Raw genomic sequence first — 15768 nt, 5'->3', positions numbered from 1 at the left:
TAAATTTCAAGAAAAATAACCAGTCCGCTTTAATATGCAATGCAATTTTACATTTTTTTACGATTCTATAATGAATCACTACAACGGCCTGCCTTTAAAAAATGGCGCCCCAACCAGGGTCATCGCATGTAACTTTTATTAAGATTCGTCCTTACCCAGCTGGAATAGGTGAGGGGGATTCCGTTAAATCTTAAGCGGTCGTCCTGACCGCTTAAGAAGCGGAAATGATCGGACCTATGCCGTCCTGGCGGGCCGCTCATTTACGCCACTCCACCCCCTTCACCCTATCCCAGCCTGGCTCTCCTGGCTTGTTATAGTATATGAGCATCGAACAAAATTTTCCTAGACATCGCTGCACAGATACGATATATATGGCAATAAACACAGGGAGTTGCCAATGAACGAAAAAAAATCTCTTGAAACTTTTTTTGACAATATTCAGGACCCCATACACCACAATAAGCTTCATAATTTAATTGATGTCGTCATCATCGCAATTTGTGCGGTAGTTGCTGGCGCAGACACTTATGAGCAAATTGAAAACTTTGGCAAAAAGAGAAAAAGGTGGTTGTCAAAATTTCTAAGCCTTCCCCATGGGATACCCTCCCATGACACCTTTGGCAGAATTTTTGAAAGGATGAACCCGAATGAATTTCAGAGCAGTTTTATGCACTGGGTTCAGTCGGTTGCAAAGATGACCAAAGGTCAAGTCATTGCAATCGACGGCAAAACTCTAAGGCGTTCACACGATACCTCCAATGATAAGAAAGCCATTCATATGATCAGTGCGTGGGCTTCGTCTAATAAAGTGGTTTTAGGGCAATTAAAAACCGAAGAAAAATCAAATGAAATTACGGCCATTCCAAATCTTTTAAAACTTTTAGATATCTCGGGCTGCATTATAACCATTGATGCCATGGGCACTCAAAAGAAAATCGCTGAAACCATAATAAACAAAGGGTGTGACTATGTCCTTGCCCTGAAAGAAAATCATAAAACCTTGCATGATGAAGCGGTACTTTTTTTCAATAAAATGGAAGAAATGAAAAATCAGGGGTACCAGTTTAATGAACAGACCAGTGTTGACGGAGGGCACGGTCGAGTCGAAACGCGCAGGGCTGTGATAACCTCTGATATTGATTGGTTTGAAGATAAAAAAAGTTGGAAAGGTTTGAAAAGTATTGGAATGATTGAATCCACCCGGGAAATGGACGGCCAGATCAGTCATGAAAAGCGATATTATATATCGAGCCTGGATAGCGACCCCAATATTTTTGGTAATGCTGTCAGGAGGCATTGGGGAATTGAAAATTCAGTGCATTGGGTATTGGATATTGCGTTCCGTGAAGACGAAAGCAGAGTCAGAAAGGGGAACTCTCCTGAGAATTTTGCAGCGATTCGGCACATTGCATTAAATTTATTACGGAACAATAAGACATTTAAAGGGAGTGTAAAAACCAAAAGGTTGAATGCTGCTATGGATATCAAATATCTGGAGGAAGTTATGTTTGGATGATACTTGAACCAATCAAAACTATAGGCACTTTACGATATTTACATGCGTGAGCCCTGGGATGGCTGATCTTTTCTTGTGCCCGGATAAAGGAGTATGATACAAAGAGAGAGGCTTTCACCCGGCATAAGGGTGCCAAAATTGATACCCCCTGTAGAAAAAGGACGTTTCCATGAGAGTAAGGTTGCTATTGATCGGATGGTTTGTATTTTTTGGGATTCTGCCTTTGGCCATGGCCAATGATGCCTGTACCCACGTTGACCTGGACTGGATTTCTGCCCAGGCCCCGCTGCCCCCTGATGCAAAAATTGTTTTTAAACAGGAGCAAAGCGGGTTGTGCGAAGTGGTCCTTTCCATTGAAGGCCGGCTTGCGCCCATATATGCGGGCAAAGATTTTGTTATGGCAGGCCAGATGTACAAGCAAGGCCAGGCCCTGACCCGGGAGACCATGGACGGTTTGTCTGATGTGGCCCAAGAGGAGCAAAAGGCGGCAAAGGAAAAAGAGGCCTTGCTTGTAGAAAAGCGCAAGGCCTTTTTCAAGACCCGGATCAAGTCATTGCCCCCCTTGTGTCCATGTCCTTTAAACCTGGGAATCCAAAAGGATCAATCTATGTGATCACGGATCCCAATTGTTCCCATTGCAAAGAATTGATGTCCAATCTTGAAGAACTTGCCTTTGAAGCCAAACTCTTCCTTGAGATGATCATCTATCCGGTGCTGGGCACAAAAAGCCGGGACATGGCTGCCCATGCCATCTGCAATGATTATTCATATGAGGATTATCAGGGGATGACCGGGGAAAATGCCATGGCCATCTGCGAAAAGGCCGATGAATTGATCAAAAAAACCAATGATCTGTTCAAATTGGCACAGATCTCCTTTGTTCCCCTGGTTGTAGCCTCTGACGGGTCCTGGGTGGTGGAAGGCAATGACATCTGCAAGGTCAGGACCCATCTGGGGCTTGAGACTCAGGGGGATGAAACAGGCTCAGGCAAAGGATGCGCTGCTCAAGAAAATCAGTGATCCCAAAATATCCTTGATTTCCGGGCCGGATTTGGGGGTCATCCTATGATCCGGCCGGGTATTCCTCTTGAAACCTTGGGGGAATTCCCCCTACCACAGGTTCATAATACCGGTAAACGGTTTTTTCGCCTAGAAGTTCATCCACCTGGTTCTGGATGTTTTTCCGTTCTTGGCTGTGCATCCATTTGTTCCAGTCTTCCAGAGTGTTCCAGGTACTGATGACCAGATATTCCCCCTGGCAGTCCAGGCATGAAAAGGTCTGGCCGGTGATAAACCCCGGCTGTACCGCAGCCCTGGACCTCATCTGAACAATAAAGGGCGCCAGTTGGGATGCGATGTCCTGATTCTTTACAGAACGTTTGATAATAATGGAAACTGCCATATTGCCTCCTTTTTAATAAAATAGTGTAAAAAAAGTATGGCCAGCAGCAATGGGGATAAGAAAAATGTCTGTCTCAATTGAATCTCAGAGAAGAGATGTTAAGTGTAACAGGATCTATCAATTATTGTCAATTCATATTGTCATGACCTGATTCCCCTTTTTTGTTTCCCTGCCTGTTCCCTGGCGGGCCTTCTGGGTTTGCCTTTTGTTTTATTGATCACTTGAAAAATATTTTTTTTATCTCTCCCATATTGTTGACATGAAATCCTTTGCAATACTATAAGTCTGTTTATCTTTTTGCGAATCAATGTTTATTTTTAAATGATTTGTTTTGCAAACAGGGCAATGGAAAAATGATTGGGATACTAGGTTTCCCAAAGGATGGTTCCGGCTGGGAATATATTCATCATCCCCTGCGGGTAATGATGAAAATGGACAGCCAAGAAGAGATGATTGCAGCGGTTTTTCATGATGCTGTTGAGGATTCCCAATTCACCCTTGATGAATTGGCCCGGCTCGGGTTTATCAAGAACATTTTGGATGCAATCTTTTGCCAGACACGGAGCCAGGGTCAGGAAATCTATGAACAGAGCATGTCAAAAGTCAAAGAAAATGCCCTGGCCGTTAAAGCGAAACTGGCAGACCTTGAGGGCAATATGGATATCAGAAGATTTAAAAAAAATAAGGGACTAAGATTTGTCCCGGTTACAAAAATATCGCAGCACATGGGATGAGTTTAAAACATTGCAAAATTGAACCAACCCCCATGTCCCATAAGAGATTTGGAGATCTGCTTTTTTTATAGGTTCGGAAAAAAATGTTTTTGGTCACCGGCAAGCGGATTGAACATGGAAATCAGATTAAAAAACACCAGACAAAACAGAGAAATCCGGGTTTTTATATCCTCCACCTTTCTTGATATGCAAAAAGAAAGGGATTATCTGTTGAAAAACAGTTTTTTGAAACTCAAAGCCCTTTGCGAAAAACGATCTGTTTCTTTTAAAGAGGTTGATCTGCGCTGGGGAATCACGGAAGAGGAAAGCCGCCAGGGGCGGGTGCTGCCCATCTGTCTGGAGGAAATCAACCATTGCCGCCCCTATTTTATAGGATTGTTGGGGGAACGGTACGGCTGGGTGCCTGACCAGATTCCAAAACAGGTGGTTGACCAGGAAAAATGGGTCAAAAAACACAGGCACAAGTCTGTAACCGAACTTGAAATTCTCCACGGGGTTTTAAATGATCCCCATATGGCGGAACATGCCTTTTTTTATTTTCGGGACCCCGATGTTCTCAACAGCCTTCCTGAGCAGGAACGCAGTCGTTATGAGGAACGGCCTTCCCCTGAAGATATCCAAAGGCTGGGCCTTAAAAAGGCGGTCAATCAATCCAGTCAAAAAAAAAAGCAGCTTGCCCAACTAAAGCATCAGATCAGGAAAAGCGGTTTTAAGGTTCGGGAAAATTTTAAATCCCTACGGGAATTAGGAGCGCTTGTTGAAAAGGATTTAATTTCCATAATCAATGCCAAGTTTCCTGAAGATGAAGAAAATTTGAGTGAACACACTCTTGAAGCCATTGCCCAAGAGACTTTTTGTATCCAAAAGTCAGAGATTTATATTGGCGGGGAAAAATATTTTGAGCAGTTAAATGCACTCATTGACCAGGAAAATCCGTTTATCAATATCTCGGGTGAATCCGGGGTGGGCAAATCCGCATTTTTGGCTGCCTGGGTATCCCGGGCCCCGGCAAAATATCCAGGGACGATATGGCTGACCCATTTTGTCGGGGCCTCAAGCCGGAGCAGCGATTATAAGCAGATATTAAAACGGTTTATCCATGAACTTGCGGGCCGGTATCATTTATCCGTTGATCTGCCCCAGGATTTAAAAGATATTCACCTGATCTTTCAAAGGGTTTTGGAAAAGATTCCCAAAACCTTTCGAGTTGTCATCCTGATTGATTCGCTTAATACGCTTTCTGCCCAAGGCCTTTCCAAAGGGGCGCATTCCCATTTTCCCGGTTATACCGCTGGCACTGGATTGTGCATGTTTGCCATCTGCTTCAGGCAGTTCCAACGCCCTGCTTTATAAAATGATCGCAGCATAATCATTTTTTCTGCATTCTCCCGATACCAAAAGATGCATGGACCTTTAAGACGTAAATTCACGACTCTCCGAATCGAACTTTCAATAGCACCGCTGCCAATAGGTAAGTTCAACGCTTTTACAGTTGAGAAATTAAGCCTCAGTTCATTGCGCACAAAATAATCCCGTTCCGTCTTGATAGCCTTACTGTTTCTGCCTCTACAAAGCTTCTGGACGGCCTGTACCACCTCAATCGCCTTTCCCTTCAGCAGAAGACCTCGCTGCTTCGATACCCAGCGTTTGCGTTCCTTGGATGACCAGGTCTTCCTTAAGCCTGCTACTGTACCCAGATGCTCAACTGCATGGTAGAAATCGAGAAGTTCATACACACGCTCAGGAGCCAAACCCAATGCTTTTAGCAGTCCGGGGATTCGATTCCAAATCCAATGTGCCCCATCTGCAACAAACAGTATTTTGTCTGAGTTCTGAATATGAAGGGAGTTCAAATAACCCTTTAACAAGTGGAATACACCATCCGGTCCATTGAAACAGCCATCAATAAATGGTGAAAAGCTTTTTTCTTGTTTTCCATGGGCGTCCACTACATAAATGATCAAAAGCTTGGGTTCTCGCCATGCCCCACGAAATCGGGTTCTATCCTTTTGGGTTTTTGGTCCCCTTTTCTTCTCTCTGAGCCGAGTGCGGCCACCATCAGTGCTGATAACGACTCGCCGCCCTTCAAGTAAATCTCTATCATTTAATGGGATTCGGCCCGCTTGTTGTTCGGCTCGAGCCCGCTATGCGTACCGATAGGTCAGTTTACGGATGACCTTTATACCCAACGTCATCCCACGGTCACAAAGCACTTGACGGACTTCTTCAAAAGAACTTAATAAGGCTGACCAAGAACTCATCATAGAAGCCAAAGCAGGCGAGCAGCGATCATGGATTCCAAGAAGGATTAAGCCAGCGTATGCACCTTTATATCTTTTTCCTTTTCGGCGGTCACAGGACCTTCGATAGTATCGAACATGAATATCAACCGAACTATCTGTACAAAGCTGAATCCAAACGGTCTCAAGCCCTTCGCTTTTCATCCGTCCCGGCCAATTGGACATCAATTTTTTTTCTTGGTCGACCTGTTCAGAGGAATCTACTGAGGCCAGGATCTTTTTTTTAAAAAAAAGGCGCTTATCCGATTTGTATACTCAAGGATTTCCTGCTCCATCTGTTCTAATTCGTTAGCGTTACGAACCAAGCGATTTGGATCTTCTTCCAGTTCTTTGAGGCATGCAAGGACTTCATCAACAGTATTACAATCTTCAGCTTTCTTCATTAGCACAATCCATTTATGTTCATTTCAGCGCAACAGAGGATATCATTCTTTTTGCTCTAAAAGACAGGCCTTTTTAAAACCGGGAAAATGGGAATGCGCCCTTCCAAAGGGTTGTTCTGGATACCAGATGCCCTGCCGGCCCATGTTCATCTGGTCACTTCCTGCACTTTTGGGGACATTGAAAAAAATATAGCGGCAAAAAAATATGAACAGATGGTCATTTATCCCCTTGAAAGCGAAAAAGAATGTAAACAATTCATTGATGATTATTTAAAACTCTACCGTAAAAAACTGGACCGGAAAAATAAAAAGAAAATTATTAAAAGTCCCCAGGCATGGCTACCGGTATACATGCGAACCCTTTTAGAAGAAATTCGTCTCCATGGAGATCATAAAACCCTTGGCCGTAAAATAGAGGCTTACCTTGAGGCAAAAACACCTGTTGAGCTTTTTAAATATGTGCTCTCACGGTATGAGCAGGACTATGAAAAAGAAAATCCAGGTCTTGTGAGAAAGATCATGTCCTTTATATGGGCATCCCGGCGGGGGCTTTTGGAGTCGGAACTGCTTGGCCTGACAGGCAAGACTTTTGACCGCCCCCTGCCTCAATTTTATTGGGCCCAGCTTTTTTTGGCATGCCGGAATTTTTTGGTAAATAGTTCCGGATATATACATTTTTCCCATGAATATTTTTCAAAGGCTGTTCAGGAAAAATATTTGACCCGCCCCCAAGCGGCTGGTGATGTTCATTCATGCCTTGCCCGGTATTTTGGGCAGGTTAGCTTTGGCAGCCGGAGAATTGAGGAATATCCCTGGCAGCTGATGTGTGCCAAGAACAGGGATAAGCTGGCGCATCTTTTAAAAGATCTTGATTTTTTCATGGCAGCCTTTGCATTTAATGAGTTTGATCTGTACCGGTATTGGACAGCGCTTAAAAAGAATCAGCCCATTAATTTAAGATTGGTCTTTGCCTCTGTTTTTGAGCATCCCAAATTCCATAGACGGTATCTGCACAGGCTTGCCCGCCTTTTTCTTAACCTGGGATATCCAGATGAATCCGGGGAACTCCAGGATTGTCTTATGGGGCTTTCAATTCACCAAGGCAATGCCCGGGACCTGATTCCAAGCCTGATTGAGAAGACAAATATTTATAAACGGAAAAATCAATTTATAAAGGCCGAGGGTGAACTTGAGAATGCCGAGGCTCTCTGCCGGGATCTCAATGACAAGGATAACCTGTCCCGTGTGCTGGGGCACCAGGCCGATATACTTGCGGCCAGGATTCAAACCCAGAGGGCCTTGGCAAAAGTTGATGAGGCTTTGGAGATTGCCACGGCTCTGGAAAACAAATACATGATTCAGCATCTCTGGGCCATAAAATCAGCTGTTTTTGACAGTGCCGGAGATTTTGACAAGGCCCTTGAATTTTCAGCAAAGGCTTTGAAGCTATGCCAGGAAATTCAAGATGACGCTTCTGTTTTAAGCCTTTTGTGGGATCAGGCCACGATCTTAAAAAAGAAATCTGATTTTTCCCAGGCGTTTTTTCTTTATGAAAAATGCATAAAAGAGGCTGACACCCTGGGCAACGACCCAATGGTGGCCAAGAGCCTTATCGGGCAGTCTGATCTATTGGTTTTCCAGGGGAAATTAGGCCCGGCCCAAAAGATCCTTGACCGGGCCTTGAGTCTCAGTGACAGGACAAAGGACTGGCAGAACATGGCAGATGCCTTGGTTAAAAAATCAGGCATCCTTCAGAATCAGGGCCATTTGGACCAGGCCTTGACCCTTTTGGAAACAGCCCAGGATCTATATGCCGGAAATGGGCTCAAAAAGGATATTGTCAGCTGTTATAATGCCAGATCCCTTATTTTGAACGCCCAGCATCGGTATGAAGAATCTTTGGGCCTTTTGGAAAAAGCCGAATTCATCTGCAGGGAACTTGGACTAAACGATGGCCTCCAGACTGTAATCGGTAACAAGGCAATGATATTCAGGGCCTTTAAACGCTTTGACGAAGCATTGGCCCTTTACCGGGAAAAAGAGAGAATCTGCAGGCAGACCGGCAATAAAAAAAGCCTGGCCATCTGTCTGGGAAATATGGGCAATATTTATTATGAGTTAAAAGACTGTGAAAAAGCAATTGAGCTGAACCGGCAAAAAGCTGAAATCGCATATGAAATAGGCAATTTAAAATCCTATGCAAATGCCCTAGGCAATCAGGCAGGAATACTGATTGAGTCCGGCAGAAAAGATCATGCCCTTGAAATAAGCCGGGAACATGAAAAAATTTGTACCCAAATCAATGATCCAAAGGGATTATGCCAGAGCCTGACCAACAAAACATTGATTTATTTTCAATTTAAAAAGTTTGGCCCTGCACTGGAAAATTGTAACAGGGCCTTGATAACACTGGAAAAGTACCCGTCTCCACCAGGGGCAAGGCAATTTTTACAAAAAATTAAAGCCGATATTGAACAAGAGATTTAATGATGCACAGAAAATAAAAAAATATCCAACGCATAAACGGGCAAAGGAGAAAATCGTCGTAAACTTTTTTAAGTGACTATAAAATGAGGACTCACCCTTAACCATATTTTACTAATTTTTGGAGATAAAATGTATAAAGAAGAATTGTTTGAAGCGTGTGACAATGGCGATTTTCAGACCGTAAAAAAATACTTTAAAAAAATATTTTCATCTTCTTCAAAAACATTGAATACCTCCCAGGAAATCGGGTTCAATGCATTGTTTAAAGCAGTCTGGAGCGGGCATACCAAAATCGTCAAATTTTTGCTTAACCAAGGCGCCAGCATAACCTCAAAGGATAAAAACATCAGACCTTTACTCCTTGTTGCCGTCAATAACGGGCATTATGATATTGTCAAACTGCTTGTTGATTCAGGGGCTGATGTGAATGCACTGCGCTTAACCCCGATTTTTGGACCACTTACTAAGGTGGAATCTGCGTCCTGAAAATGGTAAAAAAGGACGCATGAAAATGAAACGTAAAAGAAGACAATTTTCGGACAAATTTAAAGCTAAAGTGGCAGTCGAAGCAATAAAGGGGATAAAAACATTAGCTGAGTTATCGGCAACTTATAAGGTTCATCCAAATCAAATATCAGCTTGGAAGAAGCAACTGCTTTCAAATGCCCCGGAACTTTTTTCATCTGGAAAAAAACGGCAGTCAAAAAGCGAGGAAGAGCTTACTTCTCCACTTTATGAAGAAATCGGGCGACTGAAGATGGATATCAAGTGGCTTGAAAAAAAGCTATAAGCCTGCCGGTTTCATCACGTCGGGGTTTGGTGAAACCTGACCCCGTCTATTCGATCCGGCGCCAATGTAGGCTGGCAGGCGTACCACGTTCGGGTTTTTATTATAACCCTGTTCCCGAAACAAATGAAAATCTTGTGTTGATGCGTCTGATTGACGAGCAGTATATGAAGCATCCTGAATTCGGCTATCCGAGAATGACCGATTGGCTTCGTGATCAGGGGCATTGTGTCAATCATAAACGGGTGGCACGTCTGATGAAGCGCATGGGGCTTCAGGCAATCACCCCTGGGCCACACACGAGCAAGCCTGCACCTGGACATAAAATATATCCGTATTTACTTCGTGGTGTTGAGATTGAACGCGTCAACCAGGCCTGGGGAACCGACATTACCTACATTCCGATGCAGCACGGGTTCATGTACCTGAGCGCTGTAATCGACTGGTATAGCAGATATGTTCTTTCATGGGAATTATCGAATTCACTGGAAAGTCTTTTTTGTATTGCAGCGCTGGGACGGGCATTGGAACAAGGCACTCCGGAGATCTTTAACACAGACCAGGGTTCACAATTTACCTCGGAAGCCTTTACCAGTGTATTGTTGGATAAACAAGTCTCCTTAAGCATGGATGGTCGCGGAAGGGCTATTGACAACGTATTCATCGAACGGTTTTGGTGGACCCTCAAGTATGAAGACGTTTATCCCAAAGCCTACAGTGATGGTCATGCGCTTTATAGAGGGCTGGATGCTTATTTCAGATACTATAATTGCGAACGAAAGCATTCTGCACTGGACAAGCAAACCCCGGCTGAGGTATTCATGAAAAGCTTTGTCAACAAGGAGGTTCATAAGGAATCATGATTGAATATGCCTCCGGCGGCCCTACGGGGTATTTATTCCGCGCTAAGGCGCGGGGATTTAACGCATTAAGAACAGAAACATGGAAGAGAGGGCAGCATAAAACTGACTGTATGCTGCCCCCATGTCTCCGTTACCAGTCATGGCGCTCAGGTTGCTTCCCAGCATTGCCTTATCCTCCAGGCTGGCGGCAGGAGGATACCATGATGCTATAAAATTACAAGAGGATTATGGCACAAAAGTATTTAAACAGGCGGCTCTCAGGCCGCTTAAATCACGAACCATAGGAACGCATTTTCCACTTAAGAAATCCAGTTCCGTGGTCTAAGTTTGGGGGCAGGCGCAGCAAAACAGGGGAATATGTCAGCGCTTCATTTTTTTTGGGGAAAGGGAGATGAAGCTAAAATTCTTGAACTGCTGGTCAGTTGCGGGATAAATTTGGATGCTGTGGATGATGACGGTAAAACCGGTCTCATGTCTCTCATTGAAACCCACAGTCCTCATAATGATAAGGCTCCTTTGATCAAGCGTTTGATTGACAGCGGGGCAAGCCTTGACATGATCGCCAAAAATGGAAAATCAGCCATGGATTGTGCCTATGGCAAACCCGAGATTCTTGAACTGCTTCTGGGAAAAAAAGATAACCCGGATCAGCTGAACTCATCCGGTCGAACAGGACTGATGGAAGCGGCCCTTGAGGGCAATCTTGATATGTGCAAGGTTTTCATTGACCAGGGGGCAGATATCAATGCCGTGGACAGTCAGGGCCGAACCGCATTAATTCAGGTTGCCAAGGGAGATTATTTTAAAGAACTGAAACCGCTTTTGCTTGCCGGAGGTATGGATATCAGTGTTTTAGAGAAAAAAGATGCCCATCGCTTGAAAGTAATCACACAGCTTATTGAGATGGGTGCAGATGTCAATATCCGGGCAAGGGATAAAAAGACCGCCCTGGACTCTGTTGAAGGAAAAAATCAAGAGATTAAACTTAAAATAATAGAGATTCTCAGGTCTGAAACAAAACCCGATCAAAACACGAATATTCCATCCACAGGAATGAAGCAGGATCCGGGAGACAAGACAGACATGGAGGCCGAACCTGGGGATTGCTGCGGTCATTGCGGTATTTCTATACCCGGGGCGTATAAAACCGGAGTGGCTGTGATCAGCGGATCTCCCTGGGGGTATTGTGAATCCTGCGCCAAATTATTCTGCCCCCAGTGCAGCAGTACAAAAACAACCTTTATTGGAGAATCCTTATGTTGCCCGGACTGCAAAAAGGCCCTTGTCAACCCAACAATGGTGTTTTGATTTTCAGACTCAAGGCCGCATTTTGATCTGTTTATTTTAAAGGTGACTTAGGGAGGTTTTGCCATATGATTTGTGACATTTGCAGTAGACCGGGGCAGTTTAAAGAGGTGACTTCCAATGAAGTGAAATTATCGGTTAGCAAAGGATTCAACCCCTATACTCTTGGTTTGATTTCAGTGGATCCTGCTTATGAAATGCTCGGCTGGACAAGGGGAAAAAGTTTTGAGCATTGGAAACATAATATTGTTGCCCCGGATACCACCAACTGGAATATTTGCCCCTCTTGCTATTCGCAGATCTCTGCCTTTATAGCACCTGAACCACTGGGGAAAAATAAACGTTTTGAAACAACCAGCGTCATTGAATCTGAGGCGGGGGACTTTTCTGCGGAGCCGGTGGATCTGAATCCGGAAAAAAAGGGGCCACCGGATGTAAAAATCAATTCCAATCAATCCTTTAAACTCAAAATTTGCATATACTGGGTTTTGACCATGGCAGTCTTTTTTGCCCTTTTTCCTGTCTTGGGAATCGTTGCCAATGGAAGCCCTGGTTTTACACTTTACAGCCTGGATCTGTATTGGAAGAGCTTGACAGAATTTAGCCCAGCCCCCCTGGTATTCCTTTTGGGATTGAACATCATATTTATCATCATTGTCCATGTTGTTGAATTTTTCAGCAGTCTTTGTGAAGCTCTTATGGATCCGCTTTATGGGAAAATAACCGGGGTTTCAGTATATGATGCTGAAAAAGAATCTAAATTTTTTTACATGGTCATCCTTGGCACCGAACTGAACGTCTGCTTATCTTTTTTTCTGATTTTGTTCTGGTTAGATCCTTTAATCGGTGCTATCGGTGATTATTTTGAGGCCTCTTGAATCAATTTTGTTAAATGCCGGAACCATATTTCCATGGGATAACGGCTCACAGGGGATTGGCAGTCTCAGATCAGACCCAGGTCAATGGCCTTGATCACCTGTTTGGCCTCGTCAAAGTCGTGATCCTTGTCCAGGGCGGTTTGAAAATAGGCTTTGGCTTTGCCTGTATCTTTGATATCCAGGTAGATCCGGCCGATATTGTAATAGATATAGGGTTCGTCCGGATGGACTTTGAGGGCCTTTTTGTACTGGGCCAGGGCCTGTTTGGTATTGCCTTTTTTCCTGTGGAGCACGCCTAAAGTATTAAATACATTTAACGAGTTGGCCCCGGCATCTAAAAGTTCGTTAAGCAGTTCTTCTGCCGCACCGAGCTTGTCTGTGTCCATATAAATTTCAGCGGCGGTCTGCATGTATTGTTCTGATTTTTCAAGTTCTCCCATGGCTTTATAGGCCCTGGCCATGGCCTCGTAGGCCTTTACAAACAGCCGGTCGAGCTGGGTGGCCTTGGAAAATGCGTCTATGGCTTCTGAATGCTTGCTCTGGGCGGTTTTGATATAGCCGATGTTAAAATAATATTCAGGATTTTCTTTTTGGTTGACCAGGGTCTCAAACACCGCCAGGGCCTTGGTGAATTCTTTTTGTTCGATGAGTTCAAGCCCTTTGTCAATGCGCAGTTCTGCCTGATGAATTACGGGATCTTTTGTCCGGGTCATGGCCATGTCCAGTTTGGCTTTCATTCCCGCCGGTTCATAGGGAATGACAAAAAGGCCTGAGACACCTGCCTTTATCACCTTAATTTTGGTAAATGCATCATGGGTCAGGAAAAAGGGAACCTCGCCTAATTTTTCTTCCCTCCGAAGGATTTTCAGCAGGGCCAGGCCTGACATTTCCTCCATCTCATAGGCGGCAATCACGCAGTCGATTTGAGCGGATTTCAATAGGGCCCAGGCATTGCCTCCTCCATGGGCTTTCATGGGGGTATCATAGCCCAAACCGGCCAGGGCGGTCTCCAAATGTTCCTGTTCGTCTATGTTTTCCGAGACAATGAGAATTGATGGATGGGTCATAGGGTTTCCTAAAGTTTGTCCAGCAGGGGACGTTTTCTCAAAGGGTCCTTTTCCTGGGGGGTAAAAAATCTGGGTTCCAGGTATTGGCTGATCCGAAAAACCGCATCTGGATCACGCCGGTCCGACATCTGGTAAAAAAGAAGTTTTAAATTTTTCCCCTTGTACAGGTTAATTTGTGATGCGATTTTTTTATATCTATCATCCATCCTGGTTTGGGTGTCAAGTTCCAATTGAGATTCAAAGAGTTCCCCCCAGGTATTCAAGGCAAGGATTTCCACCCGGGAAAAGCCCTTTGAAGAGGTGGATTCAACCAAAAGGACCATCAGTTTGCGCCAAAGGGCCCCATGTTCAAACACATCGTCTGACAAGGGTTTGGCCGGTTGAAATTCAAGGTAGAGGGCATCGGCTGAAATCGGCTGATCCTGGCTGCCAAAGAGGTTGGATTTTACATCAATTCTCATTGAGGCCTCTGCCCTATGGTAGAGCCGGTTTTCAATGATCCATCCCAGAAGTCCCAAAAAACTGGGAGAGGTTTGAAGGGTTATTTCCTTTGATCCCTTAGGTTCAAGGGTGCTCAATTCCCACCCTGCAAATCTTTTTTTCCTGAACAAAAAGAAGGTGTACGATTGACGGGCCAGGTAGGTGGAACTTTCCTGGATCTTATCTTTTGAAAGGTTGAGCCGTTCCCGGGTCTTGTTGATCAGGATTTTAAGGTTTCTTTGGTCTGTCTGGCCAAGGCCTGAAAAATTGAGTTCATCGCCCTGGCTGATCTGTTTGTACATCCTGGACAATTGTTTGACAAAGGTTTTTTCAAGCAGTCTTTTTTCCTGTTCCGGCCATTTTGGATAGGTGATGAGTTTTTTAACCTGGGTCGGGTTCAGATTCCAGGTCCTGATATACCGGTCCAAAAGTTGTTTTTTAGGAGATCCCGGTGCCGGGGATTGAACCATGGGATATTCGCACAGCCTGAAAAATATGGCGTTTTTGATCAGGTTCAGGCTTCCGGGCTGGTTCTCTTTATGAAAGGCAATCACCCGGTCAAAGAGGATTTTATAAGGGTCTGCCCCGTAATCGTCAATATTGGCAAGTGCAAACCCTTTTTTAATTTCATCGCAGAGCAGAATCGACTGTTCCTTGCTGCCGAACCTGTGGGACATGATCATGCTCGCCTTGATCATGGCCTTGACCGGGTCCTGCCTGGACTTGCAGATATGCCAGAGAATGCCCTTTAAGATATCCTGGTTTTCAGGAATTTCAATCTTGCCAAGATCAATATACTCCCGGTTAATATTCATCTCTTTTTTTTGCAAAAGACCGTTGACCTTCTCTTTGTAGATGCCCTTGGGTATATTGGGGGGCAAAAGGGTCCAGATGGGTATTTTACCTGCGATCATGAGAAAGGTTCTGTAAAATTCCTCTTTTAAAAAGAGCTTGGGCGCAATCATGGTTTCCCGGGTGTTGAATCCGGCATAGCAGTCTTTGCGGATATCAGCCTGGTCCATGATGAAAAAACTAACCTTTTGGCTGAATTCTTCCCTGGAATATTTAACAATATGGGCCAATTTTTTTTCAAAGTTATAATACCTTTTTTCAGTAAAGCTGTGTTTATCAATGATTACCCAATAATCAAAATCAGATTGGGGAGACTGGGTAAAGGTCCCCAAAGATCCGATATGGTATAAGCCAAGCACGCAGGGGGCTTCAACCGGGCCTGCCTTTACCAGCGCTTCTTCTAATTTGCCCTGGCTTAGGGCCTCTTTGAAAAAACCAGTTGCCTGGAAATTGTATATTCCGTGGGCCGTGGGCAGATCCTGGACATAGCCCGGCAGCTGGGGCAGATTCGTATGGATGAGAAAAGGGATTTTTACGAACAAGGTCAGCTTGGGGCCTGACAGATAACGCAGGGCTTCTCGCATTCTCACCATATTATAGTTGGAGAATGCCGATTTCATCTCGTGAATCTTTAATTTTGTCCTGGCCTGTTCCCGGGTCATGGCGATTCTGGCTCCCAAGGGAGATTAAAATGAATTGATAATATGGGGTAAA

16 protein-coding genes are annotated in these 15768 nt (G+C 44.4%); 10 read left to right on the top strand and 6 right to left on the bottom strand.

Translation table 11 applies throughout. The features are described from left to right. Positions 1–397 precede the first annotated feature (397 nt). The 3 genes from HUN05_19495 to HUN05_19485 all read left to right on the top strand — a co-directional run bounded on the left by HUN05_19495 (position 398) and on the right by HUN05_19485 (position 2536). Positions 398–1516, top strand: a complete 1119-nt coding sequence (locus HUN05_19495; protein WDP87039.1) for an ISAs1 family transposase — start codon at positions 398–400, stop codon at positions 1514–1516. Between the two features lie 169 nt (positions 1517–1685). Next, positions 1686–2129, top strand: coding sequence for a hypothetical protein (locus tag HUN05_19490; protein WDP87038.1), 444 nt, complete (start codon positions 1686–1688; stop codon positions 2127–2129). Continuing rightward, entirely contained in the window at positions 2126–2536 is a 411-nt protein-coding gene (locus HUN05_19485; GenBank protein WDP87037.1) for a hypothetical protein, read from the top strand. Before HUN05_19490 ends, HUN05_19485 begins: the two co-directional genes overlap by 4 nt. Before the next feature lie 43 nt (positions 2537–2579). Here HUN05_19485 and HUN05_19480 read toward each other — a convergent pair whose 3' ends face one another. After that, positions 2580–2918 carry an antibiotic biosynthesis monooxygenase gene (locus HUN05_19480; GenBank protein WDP87036.1) on the bottom strand — a complete coding sequence of 113 codons (339 nt, stop codon included), beginning with the start codon at positions 2916–2918 and terminating at the stop codon, positions 2580–2582. Positions 2919–3271: 353 nt separating this feature from the next. On the opposite strand from HUN05_19480, the gene HUN05_19475 reads away from it, so the two are divergent. Both HUN05_19475 and HUN05_19470 read left to right on the top strand, forming a co-directional pair. Next, the gene (locus HUN05_19475) at positions 3272–3652 is read left to right on the top strand and encodes a GTP pyrophosphokinase (protein ID WDP87035.1); all 381 of its coding nucleotides are present in this window, start codon (positions 3272–3274) and stop codon (positions 3650–3652) included. A 114-nt stretch (positions 3653–3766) separates the two neighbouring features. Beyond that, positions 3767–5005, top strand: a complete 1239-nt coding sequence (locus HUN05_19470; protein WDP87034.1) for a DUF4062 domain-containing protein — start codon at positions 3767–3769, stop codon at positions 5003–5005. On the opposite strand, the gene HUN05_19465 is transcribed toward HUN05_19470, so the two are convergent. The 3 genes from HUN05_19465 to HUN05_19455 form a co-directional block, all read right to left on the bottom strand. Next, positions 4936–5616: a hypothetical protein gene (locus tag HUN05_19465; protein ID WDP87033.1), complete on the bottom strand. Its 681-nt coding sequence runs from the start codon at positions 5614–5616 to the stop codon at positions 4936–4938. The two genes, HUN05_19470 and HUN05_19465, sit on opposite strands and share 70 nt — an antisense overlap. Before the next feature lie 180 nt (positions 5617–5796). After that, the gene (locus HUN05_19460; GenBank protein ID WDP87032.1) at positions 5797–6096 is read right to left on the bottom strand and encodes a hypothetical protein; all 300 of its coding nucleotides are present in this window, start codon (positions 6094–6096) and stop codon (positions 5797–5799) included. Between the two features lie 56 nt (positions 6097–6152). Then, complete coding sequence (locus tag HUN05_19455; protein WDP87031.1) at positions 6153–6335, bottom strand: hypothetical protein; 183 nt, start codon at positions 6333–6335, stop codon at positions 6153–6155. Positions 6336–6428: 93 nt separating this feature from the next. Between HUN05_19455 and HUN05_19450 the strand changes: the two genes are divergently transcribed. The 5 genes from HUN05_19450 (at position 6429) to HUN05_19430 (ending at position 12655) form a co-directional block, all read left to right on the top strand. Then, positions 6429–8822, top strand: a complete 2394-nt coding sequence (locus HUN05_19450) for a tetratricopeptide repeat protein (GenBank protein WDP87030.1) — start codon at positions 6429–6431, stop codon at positions 8820–8822. A gap of 129 nt (positions 8823–8951) precedes the next feature. Next, positions 8952–9308, top strand: a complete 357-nt coding sequence (locus tag HUN05_19445; GenBank protein WDP87029.1) for an ankyrin repeat domain-containing protein — start codon at positions 8952–8954, stop codon at positions 9306–9308. A gap of 19 nt (positions 9309–9327) precedes the next feature. Beyond that, positions 9328–10472, top strand: a protein-coding gene (locus HUN05_19440; GenBank protein WDP87028.1) for an IS3 family transposase whose coding sequence is annotated in 2 segments (ribosomal slippage) — positions 9328–9610 and positions 9610–10472 — 1146 coding nt in all. Because the reading frame shifts where the segments join, the coding sequence is not laid out codon by codon here. 357 nt (positions 10473–10829) lie between these two features. Continuing rightward, complete coding sequence (locus HUN05_19435; GenBank protein ID WDP87027.1) at positions 10830–11780, top strand: ankyrin repeat domain-containing protein; 951 nt, start codon at positions 10830–10832, stop codon at positions 11778–11780. 65 nt (positions 11781–11845) lie between these two features. After that, the gene (locus tag HUN05_19430) at positions 11846–12655 is read left to right on the top strand and encodes a hypothetical protein (GenBank protein ID WDP87026.1); all 810 of its coding nucleotides are present in this window, start codon (positions 11846–11848) and stop codon (positions 12653–12655) included. A gap of 65 nt (positions 12656–12720) precedes the next feature. On the opposite strand, the gene HUN05_19425 is transcribed toward HUN05_19430, so the two are convergent. Continuing rightward, a complete protein-coding gene (locus tag HUN05_19425; protein ID WDP87025.1) occupies positions 12721–13722 on the bottom strand; it encodes a tetratricopeptide repeat protein in 1002 nt (333 codons plus the stop codon). 8 nt (positions 13723–13730) lie between these two features. Continuing rightward, positions 13731–15716, bottom strand: a complete 1986-nt coding sequence (locus HUN05_19420) for a class I adenylate cyclase (protein WDP87024.1) — start codon at positions 15714–15716, stop codon at positions 13731–13733. Positions 15717–15768 lie beyond the last annotated feature (52 nt).

The sequence above is a fragment of the Desulfobacter sp. genome (genome assembly GCA_028768545.1).
Classification (GTDB): Bacteria; Desulfobacterota; Desulfobacteria; order Desulfobacterales; family Desulfobacteraceae; genus Desulfobacter.
The sequence above is the reverse complement of the archived record's forward strand: the minus strand, read 5'-3'. Positions and strand labels throughout refer to the sequence as shown.

Bases quoted from the DNA above. Each gene is read 5' to 3' on its own strand.
- HUN05_19495 (WDP87039.1), top strand. From the start codon at position 398: ATGAACGAAAAAAAATCTCTTGAAACTTTTTTTGACAATATTCAGGAC.
- HUN05_19490 (WDP87038.1), top strand. From the start codon at position 1,686: ATGAGAGTAAGGTTGCTATTGATCGGATGGTTTGTATTTTTTGGGATT.
- HUN05_19480 (WDP87036.1), bottom strand. From the start codon at position 2,918: ATGGCAGTTTCCATTATTATCAAACGTTCTGTAAAGAATCAGGACATC.
- HUN05_19475 (WDP87035.1), top strand. From the start codon at position 3,272: ATGATTGGGATACTAGGTTTCCCAAAGGATGGTTCCGGCTGGGAATAT.
- HUN05_19470 (WDP87034.1), top strand. From the start codon at position 3,767: ATGGAAATCAGATTAAAAAACACCAGACAAAACAGAGAAATCCGGGTT.
- HUN05_19460 (WDP87032.1), bottom strand. From the start codon at position 6,096: ATGAAAAGCGAAGGGCTTGAGACCGTTTGGATTCAGCTTTGTACAGAT.
- HUN05_19455 (WDP87031.1), bottom strand. From the start codon at position 6,335: ATGAAGAAAGCTGAAGATTGTAATACTGTTGATGAAGTCCTTGCATGC.
- HUN05_19450 (WDP87030.1), top strand. From the start codon at position 6,429: ATGCGCCCTTCCAAAGGGTTGTTCTGGATACCAGATGCCCTGCCGGCC.
- HUN05_19445 (WDP87029.1), top strand. From the start codon at position 8,952: ATGTATAAAGAAGAATTGTTTGAAGCGTGTGACAATGGCGATTTTCAG.
- HUN05_19435 (WDP87027.1), top strand. From the start codon at position 10,830: ATGTCAGCGCTTCATTTTTTTTGGGGAAAGGGAGATGAAGCTAAAATT.
- HUN05_19430 (WDP87026.1), top strand. From the start codon at position 11,846: ATGATTTGTGACATTTGCAGTAGACCGGGGCAGTTTAAAGAGGTGACT.
- HUN05_19425 (WDP87025.1), bottom strand. From the start codon at position 13,722: ATGACCCATCCATCAATTCTCATTGTCTCGGAAAACATAGACGAACAG.
- HUN05_19420 (WDP87024.1), bottom strand. From the start codon at position 15,716: ATGACCCGGGAACAGGCCAGGACAAAATTAAAGATTCACGAGATGAAA.